Source organism: Streptomyces sp. NPDC001513, from assembly GCF_042894695.1.
In the GTDB taxonomy this organism is placed as follows: Bacteria; Actinomycetota; Actinomycetes; order Streptomycetales; family Streptomycetaceae; genus Streptomyces.
In genome coordinates this window covers 351,166-375,684 of record NZ_JBIAVU010000009.1, presented here as the reverse complement: position 1 = coordinate 375,684, position 24,519 = coordinate 351,166, and the positions used below count along the sequence as shown (strand labels likewise).

The following is a 24,519-nucleotide window of genomic DNA, read 5'->3' as shown; positions in this document are numbered from 1 at the left end:
GTCCTCAAACGCCGGACGGGCTGAAAGATCGCCTCGAACGCCGGCGGGGCTGAAAGATCGCCTCGAACGACGGCGGCCCCCCGGGCCGGACGGGGCTCGGGGGGCCGTCGGACTGCGGGGCGGCTAAATGCCCGCCGCTGCGGCCAGGTCCTTCTTGATGGCGTCCAGGATCTCCTGGCCGCGGGTGCGGGCCGGGGCGAGGTCGGAGGCCTCGGCGACCGGGACGACCACCTCCAGGTAGCACTTCAGCTTCGGCTCCGTGCCCGACGGGCGGACGATCACCCGGGCCTTGTAGTCGCCCTCCAGGTAGTAGCGCAGGCCGTCCGTGGGCGGGAGCGTCTCCGTGCCCTTGGTCAGGTCCTCCGCCGAGACGACCCGCAGCCCCGCCAGGGACACCGGCGGCTCCGCGCGCAGCGCGGCCATCGCCGAGGCGATCACCGACAGGTCCGAGACGCGGACCGACAGCTGGTCGGTGGCGTGCAGCCCGTGGGCCATCGCCAGGTCGTCCAGCAGGTCGGTCAGGGTGCGGCCCTGCTCCTTGAGCTCCGAGGCCAGCTCCGCCACCAGCAGCGCGGCGGTGACGCCGTCCTTGTCGCGGACGCCCTCGGGGTCCACGCAGTAGCCGAGCGCCTCCTCGTAGCCGTAGCGCAGGCCCTCTACGCGGGCGATCCACTTGAAGCCCGTCAGGGTCTCCTCGTAGCCGACGCCCGCCGCCTCCGCGATCCGGCCCAGCAGGGAGGACGAGACGATGGACTCCGCGAAGACGCCCTGCGCCCCCTTGTGGACCAGGTGGGCCGCCAGCAGCGCGCCGACCTCGTCGCCGCGCAGCATCCGCCAGCCGTCCGCGGTGGGGACGGCCACCGCGCAGCGGTCCGCGTCCGGGTCGTTGGCGATCACGATGTCCGGGTTGACCTCGGCCGCCTTGGCGAAGGCCAGGTCCATCGCGCCCGGCTCCTCCGGGTTGGGGAAGGCCACCGTCGGGAAGGCCGGGTCCGGCTCGGCCTGCTCGGCCACCAGCACCGGGGCGGGGAAGCCGGCCCGGGCGAAGGCCGCCAGGACGACGTCCTTGCCGACGCCGTGCATGGCCGTGTAGACGGTCCGTACGCCCCGGGCGGAACCGGGGGTCAGGACGGCGTCCGTACGGGCCAGGTAGGCCTCCAGGACCCCGTCGCCGAGGTCCTCCCAGCCGGACTCCGGGCGGGGGACCGAGGCGAGCGTGTCGACGCGGGCGATCTCCGCCGCGATGTCCGCGTCCGCCGGGGAGACGATCTGCGAGCCGTCGCCGAGGTAGACCTTGTAGCCGTTGTCCCGGGGAGGGTTGTGGCTCGCGGTCACCTCGACGCCGGCGACGGCGCCCAGGTGCCTTATGGCGTACGCGAGGACGGGCGTCGGCAGCGGGCGGGGCAGGACGGCCGCGCGCAGCCCGGCGCCGGTCATGACGGCCGCGGTGTCGCGGGCGAAGTCCGCCGACTTGTAGCGGGCGTCGTAGCCGACGACGACCAGGCCGCCGTCGTGGCCCTGGGCCTTCAGGTAGGCGGCGAGGCCCGCCGCGGCCCGGATGACCACGCTGCGGTTCATCCGCATCGGGCCCGCGCCGATCTCACCGCGCAGTCCGGCGGTGCCGAACTGGAGGGTGCCGGCGAAGCGGTCCGCGAGCTCCGCGGTGTCGCCCGCGTCGATGAGCGCCGCGAGTTCGGCCGCCGTCTCCGGGTCCGGGTCCTCCGCCAGCCAGGCCTGGGCCCGGGTGATCAGGTCGTCCTGTTCCTGCACTGCTTCCGCCTTACCTCTCGTACGTCGATCAGATGCGGGCGAGGACCTGCGTCAGCAGCGTGCCCATGCGGGCGGCCGAGTCGCGGCCGGCCTGGAGGACCTCTTCGTGGTTCAGCGGCTCGCCGGACAGGCCCGCCGCCAGGTTGGTGACCAGGGAGATGCCGAGCACCTCGGCGCCGGCCTCACGGGCGGCGATGGCCTCCAGCACGGTGGACATGCCGACCAGGTCGGCGCCCATGACGCGGATCATGTTGATCTCGGCCGGGGTCTCGTAGTGCGGGCCGGGGAACTGGACGTAGACGCCCTCTTCGAGGCTCGCGTCGATCTCCTTGCACATCGCGCGCAGGCGCGGCGAGTACAGGTCGGTGAGGTCGACGAAGTTCGCGCCGACGATCGGCGAGGTGGCCGTCAGGTTGAGGTGGTCACTGATCAGCACGGGCTGGCCGGGCTTCATGCCCTCGCGCAGACCGCCACAGCCGTTGGTGAGGACCACGGTCTTGCAGCCGGCGGCCACGGCGGTGCGCACGCCGTGGGCGACGGCGGCGACGCCGCGGCCCTCGTAGTAGTGGGTCCGGCCGAGGAAGACCAGGGCGCGCTTGTCGCCGATCTTGTACGAGCGGATCTTGCCGCCGTGGCCCTCGACGGCGGCGGGCGGGAAGCCGGGCAGCTCGGTGACGAGGAACTCGGTCTCGGGGGCGCCGAGCGCCTCCGCGGCGGGGGCCCAGCCGGAGCCCATCACGAGCGCGACATCGTGGGAATCGACGCCGGTCAGCTCGCGCAGGCGGGCGGCTGCGGCGTCGGCGGCGGCGAAGGGGTCGGTAACAGATGCGTTCACGCAGACGAGCGTAACCGCTCCTGGCCTACGCGCGTAGATGGCACAGCTCACGGTGTTCGGATCGTTGCCTTGTCGTTTCCGCCGAATCGTCCCCGCGGGGGTCAGCAGGGTCGCTTGCGGAGTTCCATCACGTAGTCGTGCGGGGCGCCCGCGGACTCCGCGGCGTCGGCGAGCTCGCCGAGGTAGCGCGCCGAGGGCAGGCCGCCCTCGTAGCCGTTGAGCACGTAGCACCAGGCGGCCTCCTCGCCGTCCAGGGTGTGCACCCGGATCCGCATGCGGCGGTAGATGTCGAGCCCGACGCCCTCCCAGCGGTCCATCGAGTCCTCGTCGAGCGGCGCGATGTCGTACAGGGCGACGAAGACCTGGTGGCGCGGGGCCTCGACGATCGTGGCGAGAGCGCCCTCCCAGCCCATCTGCTCGCCGCCGAAGGTCAGCCGCCAGTCGTTGATCCAGCCCGTTCCGCGCAGCGGCGAATGGGGAGCGCGGCGCGTCATCAGCCGCGGGTCGAGGTTGCCGGCGTACGCGGCGTAGAGCGACATGAGGTCGAGGGTACGGGAGGGGTGGCCGTGACCGCGTGCCCGGATGGCGCACGGATGACGGGACCGGGCGCGAAGCACCTTGAACCGTGCGGGACAATGGGGCACGGAATGCATCCCCCGGGGAGACCCCCCGGAACACCGGCCGGGGCGGCAGCCGGCCGGGTAGACGTGAGGCGGACTTTTCGTGACCCGGATCGTGATCATCGGCGGCGGACCCGGCGGGTATGAGGCTGCGCTGGTAGGGGCCCAGCTCGGCGCGGAGGTGACCGTCGTGGACTGCGACGGCCTCGGCGGGGCCTCGGTCCTGACCGACTGCGTGCCCTCCAAGACTCTGATCGCGACCGCCGAGGTGATGACCACCTTCGATTCGTCGTACGAAGAGCTCGGCATCGTCGTCGCGGACGACACCCCGCACATCGAGCAGGCCGCGCGCGTCGTCGGCGTGGACCTCGGCAAGGTGAACCGGCGCGTCAAGCGCCTCGCGCTCGCCCAGTCGCACGACATCACCGCCTCCGTCACCCGGGCCGGCGCCCGCGTCGTACGGGGCCGCGGCAAGCTCGGCGGCCCGCAGGGCATCGACGGCACGCGCGACGTCATCGTCACCGCCGCCGACGGCACCGAGACGATCCTGACGGCCGACGCCGTGCTGATCGCGACCGGCGGCCACCCCCGTGAGATCCCGGACGCGATGCCCGACGGCGAGCGGATCCTGAACTGGACCCAGGTCTACGACCTCGACGAGCTCCCGGAGGAGCTCATCGTGGTCGGCTCCGGTGTGACCGGCGCCGAGTTCGCCGGCGCGTACCAGGCCCTCGGCTCCCGGGTGACCCTCGTGTCCTCCCGTGACCGGGTGCTGCCCGGCGAGGACCCGGACGCCGCCGCGGTCCTGGAGGACGTCTTCCGGCGCCGCGGCATGAACGTCGTCGGCCGCTCCCGCGCCGAGTCCGCCAAGCGGGTGGGCGACCGGGTCGAGGTGACCCTCTCCGACGGCCGCGTCCTGACCGGTTCGCACTGCCTGATGGCGGTCGGCGCGATCCCCAACACCGGGAACATGAACCTGGAGGAGTCCGGCGTCCGCCTCAAGGACTCCGGGCACATCTGGACCGACAAGGTGTCGCGCACCTCCGCGCCCGGCGTGTACGCGGCGGGCGACGTCACCGGGATCTTCGCGCTCGCGTCGGTCGCGGCGATGCAGGGCCGCATCGCGATGTACCACTTCCTCGGTGACGCGGTGGCCCCGCTGAACCTCAAGACGGTCTCCTCGAACGTCTTCACCGACCCCGAGATCGCCACCGTCGGCTACACCCAGGCGGACGTGGACGCCGGCAAGATCGACGCCCGCGTGGTGAAGCTCCCGCTGCTGCGCAACCCGCGCGCGAAGATGCAGGGCATCCGCGACGGCTTCGTGAAGCTGTTCTGCCGTCCGGGCACCGGCATCGTCGTCGGCGGTGTGGTCGTCTCCCCGCGCGCGAGCGAGCTCATCCACCCGATCTCGATCGCCGTCGACAACAATCTGACGGTCGAGCAGATCGCAAACGCGTTCACCGTGTACCCCTCGCTGTCCGGCTCGATCGCCGAGGTGGCGCGCCAGCTGCACACGCGGAAGGCCGCCGGGGAGGCCTGATCGGCCTCAACCGCCCCATACCGTAAGGGTGTTGGGGCGGTGCGCAGCCGCGTGGCCGGACGTTCACCCAGGCATCGTGCCGCGTATACCACTAGTCGCCCGGGCATATGGACAACTTCGGTATTCCGGCGCAAAGAGCTGAAACCAGACGGTCGTTGGGGTTACTGTCAGTTTCGTGTTCGCTGCAGAACGTCGCCAATTGATCCTCGAAATGGTGCGGGCCAACGGAGCGGTATCGCTCCGGGAGCTCGCCCGCGTCGTCCAGACCTCCGAAGTGACCGTACGGCGGGACGTGCGGGCACTGGAGGCAGAAGGACTCCTCGACCGCCGACACGGCGGTGCGGTCTTGCCGGGCGGTTTCACGCGGGAGTCCGGCTTTCCGCAAAAGTCCCATCTCGCGACGGCGGAGAAGACCGCCATCGCCGATGTCGCGGCCTCCCTCGTGGAAGAGGGCGAGGCCGTCGTCGTCGGCGCGGGCACCACGACCCAGGAGCTGGCCCGCCGGCTCGCCCGGGTGCCCGGGCTGACCGTCGTCACCAACTCGCTGCTCGTCGCGCAGGCCCTGGCCCACGCGAACCGGGTGGAGGTGGTGATGACCGGCGGCACCCTGCGCGGGTCGAACTACGCCCTCGTCGGCAGCGGGGCCGAACAGTCCCTCCAGGGGCTCCGGGTCTCCCGCGCGTTCCTCTCGGGCAGCGGCCTGACGGCCGAGCGCGGCCTGTCCACGTCCAACATGCTCAGCGCGAGCGTGGACCGGGCGCTGGTGCAGGCGGCCGCGGAGGTGGTCGTCCTCGCGGACCACACGAAGCTCGGCACGGACACCATGTTCCAGACCGTGCCGACGGACGTGATGACCCGCCTGGTCACGGACGAGCCGCCGCCGCACGACGACCGCGCCGCGACGGAACTCCAGGCACTCGCCGACCAGGGCGTCCAGATCACCGTGGCGGGCGCGGCCGCCTCCGGCGGCGGGGACGGGATGATGGGGCGGCGACCGCGCCGCGACTCGCCGCTGCCGGTGCAGCGGCGCGGCGGGCCGACCGCGCAGCTGCGGGCCGCGGGCATGCTGCCGGAGCCCCAGGCGGAGCGGGCCCGCGTGGCCGACATGCGCCGCCGCTAGAACGAACGAACGCCGGCGGGGCTGGATGAGATCCAGCCCCGCCGGCGTTCGAGGCGTTCCCGGACGTCAGTCCTTGATCTCGCAGATCGTCGCGCCCGAGGTGACGGACGCGCCGACCTCGGCCGAAAGGCCGACGACGGTGCCGGAGCGGTGCGCGTTGAGCGGCTGCTCCATCTTCATGGCTTCGAGTACGACGACCAGGTCGCCCTCGTTGACCTGCTGGCCCTCCTCGACCGCGACCTTGACGATCGTGCCCTGCATCGGGGAGGCAAGGGTGTCGCCGGAGGCGGCCGGGCCGGACTTCTTGGCCGCGCGGCGCTTCGGCTTGGCGCCGCCCGCGGCGGCCGTGCGGGCCAGGGTCATGCCCAGCGACGACGGCAGCGAGACCTCCAGGCGCTTGCCGCCGACCTCGACGACGACCGTCTCGCGGCCCGGCTCGTCCTCGGTGTCCTCCGCGGCCGGGGCCGTGAACGCCGGGATCTCGTTGACGAACTCGGTCTCGATCCAGCGGGTGAAGACCGTGAACGGGCTGCCGTCGGTGGGGGCGAACGCCGGGTCGACGACGACCGCGCGGTGGAACGGGATGGCCGTGGCCATGCCCTCGACCTCGAACTCGGCCAGGGCGCGCGCCGCGCGCTGCAGGGCCTGCTCGCGGGTGGCACCGGTGACGATGAGCTTGGCCAGGAGCGAGTCCCAGGCCGGGCCGATCACGGAGCCGGACTCGACGCCCGCGTCCAGGCGGACACCCGGGCCGGTGGGGGCGTTGAACTTGGTGACCGTGCCGGGGGCCGGGAGGAAGCCGCGGCCCGGGTCCTCGCCGTTGATGCGGAACTCGATGGAGTGACCGCGCAGGACCGGGTCGCCGTAGCCGAGCTCCTCGCCGTCGGCGATGCGGAACATCTCGCGGACCAGGTCGATGCCGGAGACCTCTTCGGTGACCGGGTGCTCGACCTGCAGGCGGGTGTTGACCTCCAGGAAGGAGATCAGGCCGTCGGCGGAGACGAGGAACTCGACGGTGCCGGCGCCGACGTAGCCGGCTTCCTTCAGGATGGCCTTGGAGGCGGCGTACAGCTCCGCGTTCTGAGCCTCGGTCAGGAACGGCGCGGGGGCCTCCTCCACCAGCTTCTGGTGGCGGCGCTGCAGGGAGCAGTCACGGGTCGAGACGACGACCACGTTGCCGTGGGAGTCGGCCAGGCACTGGGTCTCGACGTGGCGCGGCTTGTCGAGGTAGCGCTCGACGAAGCACTCGCCGCGGCCGAAGGCGGCGACGGCCTCACGGACGGCGGAGTCGTACAGCTCCGGCACCTCTTCGAGGGTGCGGGCGACCTTCAGGCCGCGCCCGCCACCGCCGAAGGCGGCCTTGATGGCGATCGGCAGGCCGTGCTCCTTGGCGAACGCGACGACCTCGTCGGCCCCGGAGACCGGGTCCGGCGTACCGGCGACCAGCGGCGCGCCGGCGCGCTGGGCGATGTGACGGGCGGCCACCTTGTCGCCGAGGTCACGGATGGCCTGCGGCGGCGGACCGATCCAGGTCAGGCCGGCGTCGAGCACGGCCTGGGCGAAGTCGGCGTTCTCGGAGAGGAAGCCGTATCCGGGATGGATGGCGTCCGCACCGGAGTCGGCTGCGGCCTGGAGGACCTTGGAGATGTCCAGGTAGCTGGTGGCCGGGGTGTCACCGCCCAACGCGAAAGCTTCGTCGGCCGCGCGGACGTGCAGAGCGTCCCGGTCCGGATCGGCGTAGACGGCTACGCTCGCGATCCCGGCGTCCCGGCAGGCCCGAGCAACGCGGACAGCGATTTCGCCACGGTTGGCGATGAGCACCTTGCGCACGATGGCTCCCTCCTTGAAACAAGCTGAGTTTAGGGACAGCCCACACGGCCTTTCGACCCTTTCCCGGTGGTGACCTTGCCCACACAGAGTGTGATGCGAGGTCCGAACCACCCGAGAACCCTTGTGGCGCCCCAGGTCAGGGGGATCCCCGACTGCACAGTAACCCCGTCATGTATCCAAGGTCTCTGTCCCCCCGGTCAGCGGCCCCGGGTGATTCTTTGTCGAGTCCCTACGAACGGCCCACATTTTCTTTGCCGGCCGGCGCGGAGTTGTCCACTTGTTCGCCGATTGGTTGCCCGATCGGCGGTCCCGCCGTCCCACGGGGCGAACGGGGACAACACCGTACCCACAGGCGGCCCGGAGAGGGCGCGTTGACGGCCCGTTGACGGCCCGTCGAACCCGGGTGTGCCGATGTCTTGCCCGCCGCTCTACCCGTTAGTAGCCTCCAGGCGTCGAACAGGCTTGTGACTTGTGGGGGGTGGGGACGCGTGCTGCGCAGACTCGTGGCCGGACTGGCCGCGATCGTGCTCGTCGCGGAAGCGGCCGTGCTCGTGCTCGTCCACATCGTGCTGGGCCGGACCACGGCGAACCAGTCGATGTCCATCGCCGGCAGCGATCCGGACGTCATGTCCAAGGCCACCTACGCCATGGGGGCGGGCATGGGCGCCTTCCTCGTGCTGTGCGCCGTCCTCGTCGCCGTCGCCGCGCTCGCCGACCGCGCCCCGGGCCGCTTCGCCCGCGCCGTCCTCATCACGGCCGCCGTCACCCACGGGCTGCTCGGCGTCCTAGCCGTCGTCCTCGTCGGCTGGCCCGCCTTCGCGGCGACGACGCTGATCCTGTGCCTGCTGGTCCTGACCCTGACGCTCTACGCCGCCCCGCGGGACGGCGCCGGCGACGGCGAGGGCGACGTACAGCCCCCGCCGCCCCCGCCCGCGTACGGGGAGCTCAAGCCCACAGGTCCGTGATGGACACGTCCAGTTCGCCCAGCAGGGAGCGCAGCAGCGGCAGCGACAGGCCGATCACGTTGCCGTGATCCCCGTCGATGCCGTCGATGAACGGCGCCGACAGCCCGTCCAGGGTGAACGCCCCCGCCACGTGCAGCGGCTCGCCGCTGGCCACGTACGCGGCGACCTCCGCGTCCGTCGGCTCGCCGAACCGGACCGTCGTGGACGCCGTCGCCGAGACCTGACGGCCGTTCGCCGTGTCGATCACGCAGTGCCCGGTGCGCAGTACGCCGGCCCGTCCGCGCATCGACTTCCAGCGCGCGGTGGCCTCCTCGGAGTCGGCGGGCTTGCCCAGCGCCTCGCCGTCCAGCTCCAGTACGGAGTCGCAGCCGATCACCAGGGCGCCCGCGGCCTCGTCCAGGCCCGCCACGACCGCGGCCTTCGCCTCGGCCAGCGCCAGGGCCAGCGCGGCGGGCTCGTCGTGGTTCAGGGTGTCCTCGTCGAAACCGCTGACGATGACGTGCGGGGCGAGCCCGGCCTGGCGCAGCAGGTTCAGCCGGGCGGGGGAGGCGGAGGCGAGGACGAGCTTGCGCGGGTTCGCGGGCTGGGGCGTGGCAGTCATGCCGGTCATCGTAGGCGCGCGGCCGACGTCCCGGAACACGTCCGGAGCACGTCCGGAGCACGCCGGGAGCACGCCCGGCCCGGGGTCTAGAAGTGGCCCACGCCCACGCCCAGGACGTAGACCACGACGAGCATGGCGAGGGCGAGCACCACGCTCAGCCGCCGGATCATCGCCTGCGCGTCGCGCATTTCCTTGGGCGGCTCGTTCTTCGGGTCGGACCAGAGCATGCTCCGATCCTGGCCCCGGGAACGGGTGCGGCGCCTGAGTACGGGTACTCAGGCGCCGCCCCGCGTTCACATCATCTTCGGCTAGCCGGGCCAGTACGTACGGCCCCACGCGCGCGGCCCCGGACGCGGCAGCCTGCGCCGTGCCACCCGCGACGGCGTCGACCACTCGTCCTCGACCGGCGGGGCGCCCGACGGTGCCGAGGCCAGCACCGCCGCGCGCGCTTGGACCACCGCCAGTGCGGCGGCCAGCTCCTCCGGGGTCGGATTGCCCTTGACGACCTTGATCACCACAGTGACCTCCTGGAGGGGCTAGAGGGGGATGTTGCCGTGCTTCTTCGGCGGCAGGGACTCCCGCTTGGTGCGCAGCTGCCGCAGCCCCTTCACCACGTGCGCCCGGGTCTCGGACGGCATGGTCACCGCGTCGATGTAACCGCGCTCGGCGGCCGTGTACGGGTTCAGCAGCGCGTCCTCGTACTCGGCGATGAGCCGGGCCCGGGTCTCCTCCACATTGTCCGCCTCCGCGATGGTCCGGCGGTGCAGGATGTTCACCGCGCCCTGCGCGCCCATGACGGCGATCTGCGCGGTGGGCCAGGCCAGGTTCAGGTCCGCGCCGAGGTGCTTGGAGCCCATGACGTCGTATGCGCCGCCGAAGGCCTTGCGGGTGATGACGGTGATCAGGGGGACGGTGGCCTCGGCGTACGCGTAGATCAGCTTGGCGCCGCGCCTGATGATTCCGTTGTACTCCTGGTCCGTGCCCGGAAGGAAGCCCGGGACGTCCACGAAGGTCAGCACCGGGACGTTGAAGGCGTCGCAGGTCCGGACGAACCGTGCCGCCTTCTCGGAGGCGTTGATGTCCAGGCAGCCGGCGTACTGCATCGGCTGGTTGGCGACGATGCCCACCGGGTGGCCCTCGACCCGGCCGAAGCCGGTCAGGATGTTCGGCGCGAAGAGCGCCTGCGTCTCCAGGAACTCGCCGTCGTCCAGCACGTGCTCGATCACGGTGTGCATGTCGTACGGCTGGTTCGCGCTGTCCGGGATCAGCACGTCGAGCTCGCGGTCGAGGTCGGAGACCTCGGTGTCCGCCTCCTCCGGGAAGGCGGGCGGCTCGGAGAGGTTGTTCGACGGCAGGTACGCGAGCAGCGACTTCACGTACTCGATGGCGTCCTTCTCGTCGCCCGCCATGTGGTGGGCCACGCCGGACGTGCTGTTGTGGGTGCGCGCCCCGCCCAGCTCCTCGAAGCCGACGTCCTCGCCGGTGACCGTCTTGATGACGTCCGGGCCGGTGATGAACATGTGCGAGGTCTGGTCGACCATGACCGTGAAGTCGGTGATGGCGGGGGAGTACACGGCGCCGCCGGCGCAGGGCCCGACGATCAGGCTGATCTGCGGGATCACGCCGGACGCGTGGACGTTGCGGCGGAAGATCTCCCCGTACATGCCCAGCGCGCTGACGCCCTCCTGGATGCGGGCGCCGCCGGAGTCGTTGATGCCGACGAGGGGGCAGCCCGTCTTCAGCGCGAAGTCCATGACCTTCATGATCTTCTGGCCGTAGGTCTCGCCCAGGGCGCCGCCGAAGACGGTGAAGTCCTGCGAGAACACGGCCACCGGACGGCCGTCCACCGTGCCGTAGCCGGTGACGACGCCGTCGCCGTAGGGACGGGTCTTCTCCAGCCCGAAGCTGGTGGACCGGTGGCGGGCGAACTCGTCCAGCTCGACGAAGGATCCCTCGTCCAGCAGCAGGGCAACCCGCTCACGCGCCGTCAGCTTGCCCTTGGCGTGCTGCTTCTCCACAGCCCGCGCGGACCCGGCGTGGGTGGCTTCGTCGATGCGGCGCTGCAGATCCGCGATCTTGCCCGCGGTGGTGTGCATGTCGATCGGCTCTGACGGATGTGACATCGGGGTCGCGGCTCCCTGCATGGTGTCAACTGCCTGGTCAATTGATTGACTACTGCTGGCTACTGGTGCGTAGCGTATCGGCGGGCATGGCGCTCGGCAGTGCGGCGTTTGACACACCTACTGTGGGTTGCATGACGCCATCAGATGCATCAGCAGGAGCTTCCGCCGGTCGTTGGTCGAGCCTGGAGCGGCCGCCGCTGAACGCCGAGGGGCTGCGGCGGGCCCTCGTGACCGGGGGAGGGCTGTGGACCTCCCTGGAGGTGGTCGACAGCACCGGTTCCACCAACACCGACCTCGCCGCCCGGGCGGCCGGGCTGCCCGAGGGGGCCGTGCTCGTCGCCGAGGAGCAGAGCGCCGGGCGCGGGCGGCTGGACCGGAGCTGGGTCGCGCCGGCCCGGTCCGGGCTGTTCTTCTCCGTCCTGTTCAAGCCGGGCGACGCGGTGCCGCAGGAGCGGTGGGGGTGGCTGACCCTGCTCGCCGGGGTGGCCACCGCGACAGGGCTGTCCCGCGCGGCGGGCGTGGACACCGCCCTCAAATGGCCCAACGACCTGCTGGTCACCGTGGACGGCGAGGAGCGCAAGACCGGCGGGATCCTCGCCGAGCGCGTCGCCGACGGAGTGGTCGTCGGCATCGGGCTCAACGTCAGCCTCACCGAGGACGAGCTGCCCGTACCGGCCGCGGGCTCGCTCGCGCTGGCCAAGGCCGCCGTGACCGACCGGGACCCGCTGCTGAGGGCCGTCCTGCGGTCCCTGGAGGAGTGGTACGGGAACTGGCGCGCGGCCGGTGGCGACCCCGCCGCCAGCGGCCTCCAGGAGACCTACGCGGCCGGCTGCGCCACCCTGGGCCGCCACGTCCGCGCGGAGCTCCCGGGTGGCCGCACCCTCACCGGAACGGCCGAAGCGGTGGACACCGATGGCCGGCTGGTGATCCGTACGGCCGAGGGACAGCACGAGGCGGTGGGGGCCGGGGACGTCGTCCACCTGCGCTCCGTGCACTGACGGGGCACGGCGGGGCGCGGCGGGGCATGGTGGAAATGAGGCCGGGCGCGCGGAGAAATCTGTGGAACCAGAACTTCCGGCGGGTACGGCCTCATGGCCCCGCCCGGGCGCCCCGAAGGCGGACCGCTTCGCAAAAAGGGGAGGGGGAGTGAGCTACGGCACACCTGCCGTATGGTTTAGGCGATCCCGGTGCTCGTGGTGATCAACCGGTTCGCAGGGCAGTGCGCACGGAATGGACAGGAGGCGGCCCTTGACCGTCGACGACTCTACGTCCAGCGCGTCCCACGGCGCCGGCGGCTCCTCGTCCGGCCCCGTCACCCCGATCGGCCGTGACCAGCACACCCCGCACCACGAGGTCGACCACACGGCCCAGCCCACGGCGGACCCCCTCGCCATCCGGCTGGAACAGCTGATCCTCGGGGCCGAGCGCCGGTACACGCCGTTCCAGGCCGCCCGGAGCGCCGGTGTGTCCATGGAGCTCGCCTCCCGGTTCTGGCGGGCCATGGGCTTCGCCGACATCGGACAGGCCAAGGCACTGACCGAGGCCGACGTACTGGCCCTGCGCCGGCTCGCCGGTCTGGTGGAGGCCGGGCTGCTGTCCGAGCCGATGGCGGTGCAGGTGGCCCGGTCCACCGGGCAGACCACGGCGCGGCTGGCCGAATGGCAGATCGACTCGTTCCTGGAAGGGCTGACGGAGCCGCCGGAGCCGGGGATGACCCGTACGGAGGTCACGTACCCCCTGGTGGAGCTGCTCCTGCCCGAGCTGGAGGAATTCCTCGTCTACGTGTGGCGGCGGCAGCTGGCGGCCGCCACCGGGCGCGTGGTGCAGGTCGCGGACGACGACGAGATGGTCGACCGGCGGCTCGCGGTGGGCTTCGCCGACCTGGTGGGCTTCACCCGCCTCACCCGGCGGCTGGAGGAGGAGGAGCTCGGCGAGCTGGTCGAGTCCTTCGAGACGACCGCGGCGGACCTGGTGGCCGCGCACGGCGGCCGGCTGATCAAGACGCTCGGCGACGAGGTGCTGTACTGCGCCGACGACGCGGCGACGGCGGCGGAGATCGCGCTGCGGCTGATCGAGACGATGGAGCTCGACGCGCAGATGCCCGAGCTGCGGGTCGGGATCGCCTTCGGCACGGTGACGACCCGCATGGGCGACGTCTTCGGGACCACGGTGAACCTGGCGAGCCGGCTGACGTCCATAGCCCCCAAGGACGCGGTGCTGGTGGACGGGGCGATGGCCGAGGAGCTCTCCCGGACCGGGGCCGCGCCGGTGTCGGAGAAGGAGGCGGAGGCCTCGCCCGACGAGGTGTCCTACCGGTTCGCCCTCCAGCCGATGTGGCAGCGCCCGGTGCGCGGGCTCGGCGTCGTGGAGCCCTGGTCGCTGACCCGCAGGAAGCCCAAGAACCCCGCCTGACGCGCCTGCGGGCCCCGTACGGACGCGTGGCCCCCCGGCCCTCTTGTCGACGCGCCGGCGCGCAGCCGTGCCCCGGACCCCCGCAGCCTTGACCCGGTGGCCTCCCCGCGCACTAGAGTGCGGCGATAACGCTCGTTAACCGGGAGGGTCGCAGGCATGTCTGAGCAGCGCTTCGGAGAGTTCGTCGCGGTACGTCGGGAGGGCGACGGGCACGTCGCGGAGCTGGCGATGGACCGCCCCAAGGCGATGAACGCGGTGTCGACGGAGATGGCCCGCTCGATCGGCGCCGCCTGCGCGGCGCTCGCGGCGGACCCGTCGGTGCGGGTGGTGGTGCTGTCCTCCACCGCGGAACGGGCCTTCTGCGTCGGGGCGGACCTCAAGGAGCGCAACTCGCTGTCGGACGCCGAGCTGGTGCGGCAGCGGCCGACCACACGGGGGGCGTACGGGGGCGTGCTGGAGCTTCCGGTGCCGACGGTCGCGGCCGTGCACGGGTTCGCGCTGGGCGGCGGCTTCGAGCTGGCCCTGGCCTGTGACGTGATCGTGGCCGACGAGACCGCGGTGGTGGGGCTGCCCGAGGTGTCGGTGGGCGTGATCCCGGGCGGCGGCGGTACGCAGCTGCTGCCGCGCCGGGTGGGTGCGGCGCGGGCGGCCGAGCTGATCTTCACGGCGCGCCGGGTGGAGGCGGCCGAGGCGCTGTCCCTGGGGCTGGTGGACTCGGTGGTCCCGGCGGGGCAGGACAGGGCCGAGGCGCTGGCCCTGGCGTCCCGGATGGCGGCGAACTCCCCGGTGGGTCTGCGGGCGGCCAAGCGGGCGCTGCGGCTGGGGCACGGGATGGACCTGGCGGCCGGTCTGGAGATCGAGGACGCGGCCTGGCGGACGGTGGCCTTCTCCGGGGACCGGGCGGAGGGCGTGGCGGCGTTCAACGAGAAGCGCAAGCCGAACTGGCCGGGGGAGTAGCCCGCCCGTCGCCCCTGCCCGTCGCCCCTGCCCGCAGCGGCGTCCCGCGTACCAAAACGGACAAAACTCCCTAACCTGGGGTGATGGGAGTCGACGGGCGGCTGCGGGCCGTGGTGAGCCTCGCGCAGGCGATGGCCGCGGCCTGCGCGCCGCGGGACAGTGTGCGGGCGGCGGCGCGGGGGGCGCGCACGGCGCTGGACGGCTCGTTCGCCGCGATCTCCGCGTGGGAGCGCGAGCGGGGGCGCCTGCGCGTGCTCGTGAACGAGGGCGAGCGGCGGGCCGGGGAGGAGGAGTTCCCCGAGGACGAGTCCTACCCGGTGCACGACTTCCCCGAGATCACCGAGTTCCTCCACGAACGGTGGGTCGGCGGCGGCGGACCGCACGCCTGGGTCGAGAGCGCCGTCGGCGACCGGCCGGGGCGGCGCGGGGAGGCCCTGCGCCACCGCGGCCGCGGTACGTGCGTGGTCGCGCCCGTCGTGCTCAGCGGGCGGGCCTGGGGCGAGCTGTACGTGGCCCGGGACGAGGGGCTGCCGGACTTCGACGAGGACGACGCCGAGTTCGCCACCGTGCTCGCCGCCGTGATCGCGGCCGGCCTCGCGCAGAACGAGCGGCTGGAGGAGGCCCGGCGCTTCGCCTTCACCGATCCGCTGACCGGGCTCGCGAACCGGCGGGCGGTCGACATGCGGCTCGACGAGGCCCTGGAGGAGCACCGGCGGACGGGGGTGGTGGTCAGCCTCGTCGTGTGCGACCTGAACGGGCTGAAGAAGGTCAACGACACCCTGGGCCACGCCATGGGGGACCGGCTGCTGGAGCGGTTCGGGTCGGTCCTCAGCCTGTGCGGGGCCATGCTGCCCGGCGCGCTGGTGGCGCGCCTGGGCGGCGACGAGTTCTGCCTCGTCGGGGTCGGTCCGAGCGCCGACCAGGTGGTCCGGGTGACCGAGGAGGTGTGCACCCGGGCGGCCGAACTGGAGCTGGGCGAGGGCGTGGCCTGCGGGGTGGCGTCCACCGGAGACCCGATCGGGCCGGTGAAGTCCTCCCGGCGGCTGTTCCGGCTGGCCGACGCCGCCCAGTACAAGGCGAAGGCCGCGCGCTCGGCCGGTCCGGTGGTGGCGGGACGGGACACCGCGGTGGTCCGGCTCGCGGACGCCGCCGCCCAGGAAGCCCCGGGAGAGCGGCGCCGCTTCCGCGGGCGGCAGTGAACGTAAGGGTTACTCGTCGGTCGCGATCGTGACAATTTCCCCTAGTGACATGTAGCGATTCAATCCGTAGGGTGCTGAATATGGATATGCACACTGTTGTGGTCGGGACCTCCGGGACCACTGCCGAGGACGTCATCGCCGTCGCCCGCGGCAACGCACGGGTCGAGCTGTCCGGCGAGGCGCTCGACGCACTCGCCCGCGCCCGCGCGATCGTCGACGCCCTCGCCGCCAAGCCCGAGCCCGTCTACGGGGTGTCCACCGGGTTCGGTGCCCTCGCCTCCCGGCACATCAGTCCCGAGCTGCGCGCCCAGCTCCAGCGCAACATCGTCCGCTCGCACGCCGCCGGCATGGGCCCGCGCGTCGAGCGCGAGGTGGTCCGCGCGCTGATGTTCCTCCGGCTGAAGACCGTCGCCTCCGGACACACCGGCGTACGGCCCTCCGTCGCCCAGACCATGGCCGACCTGCTCAACGCCGGGATCACCCCCGTCGTCCACGAGTACGGCTCCCTCGGCTGCTCCGGCGACCTCGCGCCGCTGTCCCACTGCGCGCTCGCGCTCATGGGCGAGGGCGACGCCGAGGGCCCGGACGGAACCGTCCGCCCGGCCGGCGAGCTGCTCGCCGAGCACGGCATCGAGCCCGTCGAGCTCCGCGAGAAGGAGGGCCTCGCCCTCCTCAACGGCACCGACGGCATGCTCGGCATGCTGGTCATGGCCCTCGCCGACCTCGGCAGGCTGTACACCTCCGCCGACATCACCGCGGCCCTCACGCTGGAAGCGCTCCTCGGCACCGAGAAGGTCCTCCAGCCCGAGCTGCACGCCATCCGCCCGCACCCCGGCCAGGGCGCCTCCGCCGCCAACATGGCCGCCGTGCTGAAGGGCTCCGGGCTGGTCCGCCACTACCAGGAGGAGACCGCCCCGCGCGTGCAGGACGCGTACTCCGTGCGCTGCGCCCCGCAGGTCGCCGGCGCGGGCCGCGACACCATGGCGCACGCCGCCCTGGTCGCCTCCCGCGAGCTGGCCGCCGCCGTCGACAACCCGGTGGTGCTGCCCGACGGGCGCGTCGAGTCCAACGGCAACTTCCACGGGGCCCCGGTCGCCTACGTCCTGGACTTCCTGGCCATCGCGGCCGCCGACCTCGGCTCCATCGCCGAACGGCGCACCGACCGGCTGCTCGACAAGAACCGCTCGCACGGCCTCCCGCCGTTCCTCGCGGACGACGCCGGCGTGGACTCCGGTCTGATGATCGCCCAGTACACGCAGGCCGCCCTGGTCAGCGAGATGAAGCGGCTCGCGGTGCCGGCCTCCGCCGACTCGATCCCCTCCTCCGCCATGCAGGAGGACCACGTCTCGATGGGCTGGTCGGCCGCGCGCAAGCTCCGTACCGCCGTCGACAACCTGACGCGGATCATCGCGATCGAGATGTACGCCGCCACCCGCGCCATCGAGCTGCGCCACGGGCTGACCCCGGCGCCGGCCAGCCGGGCCGCCATCGAGGCCGCCCGCGCGGCGGGTGTGCAGGGCCCCGGGCCGGATCGTTTCCTCGCCCCTGACCTGGCCGCCGCCGACGCGTTCGTCCGCTCGGGCGGACTCGTCGCCGCGGTGGAGCCGGTGACGGGCCCGCTCGCCTGACGACGGGCTCTGGTGTGCGGCGAAGGGCCGCTCCGGGATCTCTCCCGGGGCGGCCCTTCGCCGTTCACCGGGAGCGGGAGGGGGAAGCGGAGTGGGAGCGGCGTACGGAGAAGGCCACGAAACCGGCCCCGACGCCGAGGCAGAGGGTGCCGCCCAGCAGGTAGGGGGCGGTGTCGACGGAGCCGGTGTCGGCGAGCAGGACGGACGGGCCCTGCGGGCCCGCGGCGTCGGCGTTCTCCGTACCGGCTCCGCTCTCCGCGGTGTTCGCGCCCACGGGCACACCCGTAGGGCTCTCCGCGTCCCCCGGCGAGGTGGCGCCCGCGGAGGGCACGAACCACAGGGCGGCGAGGAGGGTGGTCGCTCCGAGAGCGGTGAGCAGCGGTCGGCGTGCGGACACGGTGCGATCCCCCTTGTGGCAGCAGCGAATTGGCCGTGTGCGGTGATGCTACGGAAAGGGGCGGGTCGTGGGAAAGTCAGGGCTTCCGCGGGCTTACTCTCCGTCGTATGAATCCTTCTGAGACATCACGTTACGTCCGCCTTCGGGTGGATTTGGTTCTTGAGGTGCCGGACGTCCAGGCACTCACCGGAGCCGCCCTCGCGCACATCAAGGCCGACGAGTTCATGCCGGACGAGGAGCGCGGCCACGCCGAGTCCGCCGTCCGCGAGGACGAATCGGAGGCCCTCGCCTACCTGGTGGACCCCACCGACCTGGTCGTGGGCATCCCCGGCGTGGAACTCGCACAGGCCTCCTGGAGCAGCGAGCCCGTGGAATACGACCCCGAGTCGATGGAGTGGGACCTCGACGAGGAAGATGGGGAGTTCGACGAGGAACCCGACAACGCCTGACCGTGTGGTTGCCCACATCCCAACGGAATGTGGAACCGGCCGGCGCCGTTAACGCGTTGTCAGGACGAGGCAGGGGGTGATTCCCCCTGCCCGGCCAACCCCGGGACGGCAGCCCCGGGGTATCCGGCAACGATGGAGTGACGTGTGAGGACGGACAGCAAGCGACGGAGAAGGTCCCTGGCGGCCATATCCGTCGTGCTCGGCGGTGTACTGATGCTCTCGGCGTGCAACGACGGGGGCGACGACAAGCCGAAGGGCAACGGCGAGGCCAGCAAGTCCCAGGCGGAGGTCGACGCGGCAGCGGCCAAGGACGCGTCGAAGGCGAAGATAACCATCACGCCGAAGGACGGCGCCACCAACGTCGGCCTCAACGACGCCGCCAACGTCGCCGTCAGTGACGGCACGCTCACCCTGGTCGAGCTGAAGAGCAGCGAGGGCGCGGCCGTGGCCGGCAAGATAGCCGCCGACGGCAAGAGCTGGAAGCCCGATGCCGCCCTGAAGCGCTCCACGAAGTACGCCCTGTCGGCGACGGCCAAGGACGCGGACGGCCGCGAGGCCCACGAGAACGCCTCCTTCACCACCGTCTCCCCCGAGAACAGCTTCGTGGCCTCCTTCGTCCCGGAGGAGGGCCAGACCGTCGGCGTGGGCATGCCGGTCTCGATCACCTTCAACAAGGCGATCAAGGACAAGAAGGCCGTCCAGGCGGGGATCTCGGTCTCCTCCAGCAGCGGCCAGGAGATCGTCGGCCACTGGTTCAGCCCGCAGCGCCTCGACTTCCGCCCCGAGCAGTACTGGCAGGCGAACTCCACCGTCACGCTGAAGCTGGCACTGGAGGGCGTCCAGGGCGCTCCCGGCGTCCAGGGCGTCCAGAGCAAGACCGTCACCTTCAAGATCGGCCGCAGCCAGGTCTCCACGGTCGACACCAAGACCAAGAAGATGACGGTCACCCGGGACGGCGCGGTCCTCAAGACCATCCCGATCTCGGCGGGCTCCCCGGAGAACCCGACGTACAACGGCCAGATGGTGATCTCCGAGAAGTTCAAGGAGACCCGGATGGACGGCTCGACCGTCGGCTTCAAGAACGAAGAGGGCAAGGGCGAGTACGACATCAAGGACGTCCCGCACGCCATGCGGCTGTCCACGTCCGGCACCTTCATCCACGGCAACTACTGGGGAGCCGACTCGGTCTTCGGCAGCGCCAACACCAGCCACGGCTGTGTCGGCCTGAACGACGCCAAGGGCGCGGGCGACCCGAACCAGCCCGCGGCCTGGTTCTACGACAACTCGCTCATCGGCGACGTGGTCACCGTGGTCAACTCCCCGGACAAGACCATCAAGCCGGACAACGGCCTCAACGGCTGGAACATGAGCTGGGCGGACTGGAAGACCGGCTCGGCCGCCTGACGGCGCGTGTGAACCGACCGCAGTCGACGGACGGCGGGGAACCCTCGGGGTTCCCCGCCGTCCGTCTTTTCCCGGACGCTTCACGGAGGCCGAAAACCGCTCAACCCCGCGTCCGGACCGCGTCTAGGGTCTGATCATGATGATCCGCTCCCTGGAGCTGCCCCCGACCGACGCCGAGGTGGACGCCTGGCTGGCGCTCCTGACCGCCGCCGGGGCCGCCGATCAGCCGCAGCTGCCCGCGCCCACCCGCGGGGAGGTCGCCGGGCGGCTGTGCGTGCCGCCGGCGCGCGGCCGGCCCGTGCTCTGGGCGGCGGGCGAGGGCGCGGGCGCGGCGGCCCTGCTCCTGTTCACCGACGAGGGGAACACGCACACCGCGTTCCTCGACGTGCTGACCGTACGGCCGCAGGAGCGACGGCGCGGCGTGGGCACCGCCCTCTGGGAGCGGGTACGCGAGGAACTGCTCGCGCAGGGCCGGACCTCGGTCGCCGCCCTCGTGGACCTCGGCGGTCCGGGGCAGGCGTTCGCCGAGTCCCTCGGCTTCGAGAACGTCCTGCCGATGGCCTGGTACGCGCAGGAGCTCCCGGCCGATGGACCCGCACCGGTCCCCGTCACGCCCGGCTACGAGCTGCACACCTGGCACGGCCTGGCCCCCGACGCCTGGGCGCCGGCCCTCGCCACGGCCCACGGCGCGATGGAGGACGCCCCGAGCGGCGACATGGACGAGCGGATCCAGGTCTGGACGGCGCAGCGGCTGCACGCCCTGCAACAGCTGATCATCGACCGGGGTGGCGAGCAGACCACGGTCGCGGCGGTCACTGCGGCGGGCGAGGTCGCCGCGTACACGGAACTCGTCCTCCCGAACCCCGCCGGCGCACGCGCCCTCCAGCACGACACGGTCGTCACCCCCGCCCACCGCGGCCACGGCCTCGGCCGCGCCGTGAAACTCCGCATGGCCGCCGACGCCGCCACCCGCTACCCGGCCCTGCGCCACATCGCCACGACGGTGGCCGACGCCAACACCCCCATGCGCACGGTCAACGAAGCCCTCGGCTACCACCACGACCGCGCCGCGGCCATCTTCCAACGCAAGCTGTAACAGGCCCGGCCGCGGCTACAGGGCATCGACCCGAACGGGTGGGCCGGGCCGGCGCGGCCTGTGGTGGGGCCGCGCCGGGTGGGGGTTACTCGGCCGGGGCCACGCCGATCGGGCAGGAGACGCCCGTGCCGCCGATGCCGCAGTAGCCGCCCGGGTTCTTGTCCAGGTACTGCTGGTGGTGGGCCTCCGCGGGCCAGAAGGGGCGGTCCGCCGCCGGGAGGACGGCCGTGGTGATCTCGCCGTAGCCCGACGAGGCCAGCACCTGCCGGTAGGCCGTGCGGGAGGCCTCCGCCGTCGCCTGCTGGGCGGGGGAGTGGGTGTAGACCGCCGAGCGGTACTGGGTGCCGACGTCGTTGCCCTGGCGGAAGCCCTGGGTCGGGTCGTGGGACTCCCAGAACAGCTTGAGGAGGGCCTCGTACGAGACCTGGGACGGGTCGAAGACCACGCGGACGACCTCGGTGTGGCCGGTCAGGCCCGAGCAGACCTCCTCGTAGGTCGGATTCTCGGTGAAGCCGCCCTGGTAGCCGGCCAGCGTGGTCCACACACCGGGGGTCTGCCAGAACTTGCGCTCCGCGCCCCAGAAGCAGCCCAGGCCGAAGTCGGCCACCTCGAGGTGCGCGGGGTACGGGCCGGACAGCGGGTTGCCGAGCACGGTGTGCTTCTCGGGCAGGGCGAAGAGCGGCTGCGCGCGGCCCGTCAGGGCCTCCTCGCGGGTGGGCAGCTCGGGCGTACGGCGGTACGAGAACATGGATTCCCTCCTTGTGGCAGTGACAACGGAAAGGGGCGGGCCGGGATTCCCCGGACCGCCCCTTTTCCCATCTGTCAGAGGCCCGGCGTGGCCACGCCCACGGCCCAGTCGCGGGCGTACAGGTACCGCCGCTTCGGCTCGCCCGCGTACGACCACGGCAGGGCGCCGATGAACCCGTCGATGTGACGGAACTGCTCGACCGCCTGCTCGTCGCGGTCCTGCCAGAACAGCAGGTACGCCAGCATGTGCCGGATGCGCGCCGCCCCGGGGTGGTCGTCCCCGGCCGCCGCCAGGTCCAGGAGCGCCGCGTCCACCGCGGCGACGATCTCCGGCTCCTTGAAGAACGTCTCGGCCGCCAGGTCCTCCTTGTCCGTCTCCTGCTCGAAGTACGCGATCAGCGGCAGCAGGGACAGCAGGTCACCGGGCTTGCCGACGGCCGCCGACTCCCGCGCGAAGGCCAGCGCCAGCTCGTGCGAGCCGCGCCACTTGCGGCACCAGTACTGCAGGCCGCTGATGTGCGACCACAGCACCTTCGGGTCGCGCTTGACGACCTGGTCCCACAGCTCCCGGTACCGCTCGTGCGAGTAGCCCAGGCCCTGCCCGATGGGCTGCTCCACGATGTACGGGGTCGGGTCCGCCGGGTCGGCGAGGCGCTGCGCCTCGTGCGCGGCCTCCCGCGCGTCGACCAGCAGGTCGTGGAAGAGCCGGAACTGCTCCTGCGTGGTCCGGCTGCCGGACTGGCCGCCGCGCACGTTCCACGCCACCATGATCGCGGTGTCCGCGTTGACCAGCGCCGCCGTCGGGTCGGCGGGCCGCGCCGCGCGCCAGGCCAGCAGCCAGGCGTCGTCCTCGGCGGCCGCCAGGGCCAGCGGGCGGACCCGCTCCATCCGCTGGTGCCAGTCCTGCCCGGCCGCCTCGATGTACGCGGCTCCCGCCTCCCAGTCGCCCGACCGGACGGCCTCCAGGGCGGCGGTCCGCTCCGGCGGCACCGGCGCGGGGTTCTCGGTGTCGAGGTCGGCTTCCGCGACGAAGCCCAGCGAGACCACCGCCGCCGCCTTCTCGGCCTTCTGCTCGGCCTTGACCGCCTCGGTACCGGCGTTCAGCGTGCCGATCTCGGCTTCCAGCCGCTTCGCCTTGCGGATGAAGTACACACCGCGCAGGAACTTGAACGCGGCCGCCGCCAGCAGGAGGCCGAGGATGTAGAGACCGATCACGGGGCAAGCACCAGCTTTCGCAGGGATTCGGTGTCGGGCTGGTCGGAGACGACCGCGTCCAGGGCCAGGCCGAGCTCCTCCTCGAAGCCGTCGACGGGGTAGACCAGGGCGGCCGACTCGGACCAGGACAGCTGCCAGCGGGCGGCGCCGCGCGCCGTCAGCTCGACGGTGACCAGCTGGTTCACGGCGCGCCGCAGCACCGGGCGGGCGAATTCGCGGGCCGTGCGGCCGGTCGCGGCCGCCGCCTGCTCGGACTTCGGGAAGCGGTCGGTGATCCGCCAGCGCACCGCCGGGTCGGCGTCGACCGCGTCGAGCAGTTCGGCGAGCCCGGGGCCCGCGCCCTCGGCGGCGAAGGCCTCCCGGATCTCCTCCGCGCCCTGGCCGACGTACAGGGTCATCGACTCGTGGACGAGGTCCTCCCAGTCCACCCGCTTGAGTGCGAGCGCCTCGGGGGTGAGGACGACCTGCTCCAGCGCGGCCAGCGCCGCGTCCGCGTCGGCCAGCAGCTCCAGCGCCGGACGGGCGGCCTGCCCGGCGCGGCCGTCGTCGGGCAGCGCCTCGATGCGGGCCACGCGCTCGGCGAGCGCGGGGTGGGAGTCGTACGCGGACGTGGGCTCGGTCGACAGCTCCTGGCGCAGCTCGTCCAGATCGGCCGAGCGGGCGTCCAGCAGCCGGCGCAGCCCGCCGAAGACCTGGCCGGGCCGCGGCAGCAGACCGGCGCCGACGCCGAGGGTGGCGTACGAGCCCATGTAGAAGTCGTGCGCCGAGTCGAGGGCGTTCAGCTCGCGCAGCGCGGAGGCGGCGGAGTCCCGGCCGGCCACCCGGACCGAGGCGAGGTCGGCGGCGAGCTCCTGCCGGCGGGAGGTCGAACGGGTGGCGCGCATGTAGAAGTTGCCGTAGGCCATGTAGATCTTGGCCATGGCGCGGTACATCGCACCCTCGCCCGTGGTGTCGACGCCCTTGGCCTTCTTGCCCTTGGCGATCCGCTTCTCGTCCCGCTTCTCCTGCTTCGCGCGCTCCTTGGCGACCTTGCCGTCCGCCCGCTCGTGGAAGTGGCCGATCGTACGGATCAGCTGGGCGCGGCCGCGGGCGATCAGCGGGGTGAGGCGGGTGTCGAAGTTGGCGTAGTGGCCCATCTCGTGGGCGAGCACGGCGCGCAGCTGCATCTCGTCCAGGCCCGTCATCAGCGGCAGGCCGAGGTAGAGGCGGCGGGTGCCGGGCCGCAGGCCCAGCAGCTTCGCGTCCTCGCTGACGGCCGCGTTCACCTCGTCGATCAGCACGATCTCGTCGGGCGCGCGGGTGCCGACCTGCTGCGCGATGTCACGCACGGTCTGCCACAGCAGCGGTTCCTGCGCCTCGGTGACGGTGATGCCGGCGGGCGGCTCGCCCTTGGGCGTGCGCAGCATGAACAGGCCGCGCACGATCGGGACGGCGAGGACGACGGAGACGATGACGAGCTTGAAGACGATCGGCCCGTGCATCTGTGTGACGAGGGCGTAGTCGGCGCCCGCGAGGGCCGCCAGCAGAACGACGCCGAGCAGATAGAAGCCGGCGAGCAGGACGAGAGCGCGCAAGGCGCGCAGCGAAGCGCCCATATGGACAGATCCC

At 72.3% G+C, this 24,519-nt stretch carries 23 protein-coding genes; 11 read left to right on the top strand and 12 right to left on the bottom strand.

The genetic code is table 11. The annotated features are described in order from the left end of the window. Positions 1 to 123: 123 nt before the first annotated feature. From ACFYZ4_RS22405 to ACFYZ4_RS22395, 3 genes are all read right to left on the bottom strand, one after another. Positions 124 to 1,770: a phospho-sugar mutase gene (locus ACFYZ4_RS22405; protein ID WP_351297742.1), complete on the bottom strand. Its 1,647-nt coding sequence runs from the start codon at positions 1,768 to 1,770 to the stop codon at positions 124 to 126. 28 nt (positions 1,771 to 1,798) lie between these two features. Continuing rightward, positions 1,799 to 2,605 carry a purine-nucleoside phosphorylase gene (locus ACFYZ4_RS22400; protein WP_351297745.1) on the bottom strand — a complete coding sequence of 269 codons (807 nt, stop codon included), beginning with the start codon at positions 2,603 to 2,605 and terminating at the stop codon, positions 1,799 to 1,801. Between the two features lie 101 nt (positions 2,606 to 2,706). After that, entirely contained in the window at positions 2,707 to 3,144 is a 438-nt protein-coding gene (locus ACFYZ4_RS22395; protein ID WP_030290800.1) for a gamma-glutamylcyclotransferase, read from the bottom strand. Between the two features lie 184 nt (positions 3,145 to 3,328). Between ACFYZ4_RS22395 and ACFYZ4_RS22390 the strand changes: the two genes are divergently transcribed. Both ACFYZ4_RS22390 and ACFYZ4_RS22385 read left to right on the top strand, forming a co-directional pair. Beyond that, a complete protein-coding gene (locus ACFYZ4_RS22390) occupies positions 3,329 to 4,768 on the top strand; it encodes an NAD(P)H-quinone dehydrogenase (RefSeq protein WP_351297748.1) in 1,440 nt (479 codons plus the stop codon). Positions 4,769 to 4,943: 175 nt separating this feature from the next. Beyond that, a complete protein-coding gene (locus tag ACFYZ4_RS22385) occupies positions 4,944 to 5,888 on the top strand; it encodes a DeoR/GlpR family DNA-binding transcription regulator (RefSeq protein WP_351297751.1) in 945 nt (314 codons plus the stop codon). Positions 5,889 to 5,954: 66 nt separating this feature from the next. On the opposite strand, the gene ACFYZ4_RS22380 is transcribed toward ACFYZ4_RS22385, so the two are convergent. After that, entirely contained in the window at positions 5,955 to 7,718 is a 1,764-nt protein-coding gene (locus ACFYZ4_RS22380; RefSeq protein ID WP_351297754.1) for a biotin carboxylase N-terminal domain-containing protein, read from the bottom strand. A gap of 488 nt (positions 7,719 to 8,206) precedes the next feature. On the opposite strand from ACFYZ4_RS22380, the gene ACFYZ4_RS22375 reads away from it, so the two are divergent. Further along, positions 8,207 to 8,683 carry a hypothetical protein gene (locus ACFYZ4_RS22375; RefSeq protein ID WP_351297757.1) on the top strand — a complete coding sequence of 159 codons (477 nt, stop codon included), beginning with the start codon at positions 8,207 to 8,209 and terminating at the stop codon, positions 8,681 to 8,683. On the opposite strand, the gene ACFYZ4_RS22370 is transcribed toward ACFYZ4_RS22375, so the two are convergent. The 4 genes from ACFYZ4_RS22370 to ACFYZ4_RS22355 all read right to left on the bottom strand — a co-directional run bounded on the left by ACFYZ4_RS22370 (position 8,664) and on the right by ACFYZ4_RS22355 (position 11,407). Further along, complete coding sequence (locus ACFYZ4_RS22370) at positions 8,664 to 9,293, bottom strand: nucleoside triphosphate pyrophosphatase (RefSeq protein WP_384350702.1); 630 nt, start codon at positions 9,291 to 9,293, stop codon at positions 8,664 to 8,666. The two genes, ACFYZ4_RS22375 and ACFYZ4_RS22370, sit on opposite strands and share 20 nt — an antisense overlap. Positions 9,294 to 9,370: 77 nt before the next feature. Then, positions 9,371 to 9,511 (bottom strand): morphogenic membrane protein MmpB, encoded by a 141-nt coding sequence (gene mmpB / locus ACFYZ4_RS22365; RefSeq protein WP_351297763.1) that lies wholly within the window; start codon positions 9,509 to 9,511, stop codon positions 9,371 to 9,373. 81 nt (positions 9,512 to 9,592) lie between these two features. Then, complete coding sequence (locus ACFYZ4_RS22360) at positions 9,593 to 9,802, bottom strand: acyl-CoA carboxylase epsilon subunit (RefSeq protein WP_351297766.1); 210 nt, start codon at positions 9,800 to 9,802, stop codon at positions 9,593 to 9,595. Between the two features lie 18 nt (positions 9,803 to 9,820). Beyond that, positions 9,821 to 11,407: an acyl-CoA carboxylase subunit beta gene (locus ACFYZ4_RS22355; protein ID WP_384350705.1), complete on the bottom strand. Its 1,587-nt coding sequence runs from the start codon at positions 11,405 to 11,407 to the stop codon at positions 9,821 to 9,823. Positions 11,408 to 11,538: 131 nt separating this feature from the next. On the opposite strand from ACFYZ4_RS22355, the gene ACFYZ4_RS22350 reads away from it, so the two are divergent. From ACFYZ4_RS22350 to hutH, 5 genes are all read left to right on the top strand, one after another. Beyond that, positions 11,539 to 12,405 carry a biotin--[acetyl-CoA-carboxylase] ligase gene (locus ACFYZ4_RS22350; RefSeq protein ID WP_351297772.1) on the top strand — a complete coding sequence of 289 codons (867 nt, stop codon included), beginning with the start codon at positions 11,539 to 11,541 and terminating at the stop codon, positions 12,403 to 12,405. Positions 12,406 to 12,655: 250 nt separating this feature from the next. Then, positions 12,656 to 13,819, top strand: coding sequence for an adenylate/guanylate cyclase domain-containing protein (locus ACFYZ4_RS22345; protein WP_384350711.1), 1,164 nt, complete (start codon positions 12,656 to 12,658; stop codon positions 13,817 to 13,819). 156 nt (positions 13,820 to 13,975) lie between these two features. Further along, a complete protein-coding gene (locus tag ACFYZ4_RS22340) occupies positions 13,976 to 14,776 on the top strand; it encodes an enoyl-CoA hydratase-related protein (RefSeq protein WP_351297775.1) in 801 nt (266 codons plus the stop codon). 83 nt (positions 14,777 to 14,859) lie between these two features. Next, the gene (locus ACFYZ4_RS22335) at positions 14,860 to 15,975 is read left to right on the top strand and encodes a diguanylate cyclase domain-containing protein (RefSeq protein WP_390784634.1); all 1,116 of its coding nucleotides are present in this window, start codon (positions 14,860 to 14,862) and stop codon (positions 15,973 to 15,975) included. Between the two features lie 86 nt (positions 15,976 to 16,061). Beyond that, entirely contained in the window at positions 16,062 to 17,603 is a 1,542-nt protein-coding gene (gene hutH / locus ACFYZ4_RS22330; RefSeq protein WP_351297781.1) for a histidine ammonia-lyase, read from the top strand. Positions 17,604 to 17,667: 64 nt separating this feature from the next. Here hutH and ACFYZ4_RS22325 read toward each other — a convergent pair whose 3' ends face one another. Continuing rightward, positions 17,668 to 18,000 (bottom strand): hypothetical protein, encoded by a 333-nt coding sequence (locus ACFYZ4_RS22325; RefSeq protein WP_390784633.1) that lies wholly within the window; start codon positions 17,998 to 18,000, stop codon positions 17,668 to 17,670. 146 nt (positions 18,001 to 18,146) lie between these two features. Here ACFYZ4_RS22325 and ACFYZ4_RS22320 point away from each other — a divergent pair, with 146 nt between their 5' ends. The 3 genes from ACFYZ4_RS22320 to ACFYZ4_RS22310 all read left to right on the top strand — a co-directional run bounded on the left by ACFYZ4_RS22320 (position 18,147) and on the right by ACFYZ4_RS22310 (position 20,949). Beyond that, positions 18,147 to 18,449: a hypothetical protein gene (locus tag ACFYZ4_RS22320; protein ID WP_351297787.1), complete on the top strand. Its 303-nt coding sequence runs from the start codon at positions 18,147 to 18,149 to the stop codon at positions 18,447 to 18,449. Between the two features lie 144 nt (positions 18,450 to 18,593). Continuing rightward, positions 18,594 to 19,853, top strand: a complete 1,260-nt coding sequence (locus ACFYZ4_RS22315) for an Ig-like domain-containing protein (protein WP_351297790.1) — start codon at positions 18,594 to 18,596, stop codon at positions 19,851 to 19,853. A gap of 136 nt (positions 19,854 to 19,989) precedes the next feature. Next, positions 19,990 to 20,949, top strand: a complete 960-nt coding sequence (locus ACFYZ4_RS22310) for a GNAT family N-acetyltransferase (protein ID WP_390784632.1) — start codon at positions 19,990 to 19,992, stop codon at positions 20,947 to 20,949. Between the two features lie 85 nt (positions 20,950 to 21,034). Here ACFYZ4_RS22310 and msrA read toward each other — a convergent pair whose 3' ends face one another. From msrA to ACFYZ4_RS22295, 3 genes are all read right to left on the bottom strand, one after another. Next, positions 21,035 to 21,697 (bottom strand): peptide-methionine (S)-S-oxide reductase MsrA, encoded by a 663-nt coding sequence (gene msrA / locus ACFYZ4_RS22305; RefSeq protein WP_351583734.1) that lies wholly within the window; start codon positions 21,695 to 21,697, stop codon positions 21,035 to 21,037. Between the two features lie 74 nt (positions 21,698 to 21,771). After that, positions 21,772 to 22,911 carry a hypothetical protein gene (locus ACFYZ4_RS22300; protein WP_390784631.1) on the bottom strand — a complete coding sequence of 380 codons (1,140 nt, stop codon included), beginning with the start codon at positions 22,909 to 22,911 and terminating at the stop codon, positions 21,772 to 21,774. Further along, on the bottom strand, positions 22,908 to 24,506 hold the full coding sequence (locus tag ACFYZ4_RS22295) for a M48 family metallopeptidase (RefSeq protein WP_351297800.1): 1,599 nt from the start codon (positions 24,504 to 24,506) through the stop codon (positions 22,908 to 22,910). The genes ACFYZ4_RS22300 and ACFYZ4_RS22295 overlap by 4 nt, the downstream gene beginning before the upstream one ends. Positions 24,507 to 24,519 lie beyond the last annotated feature (13 nt).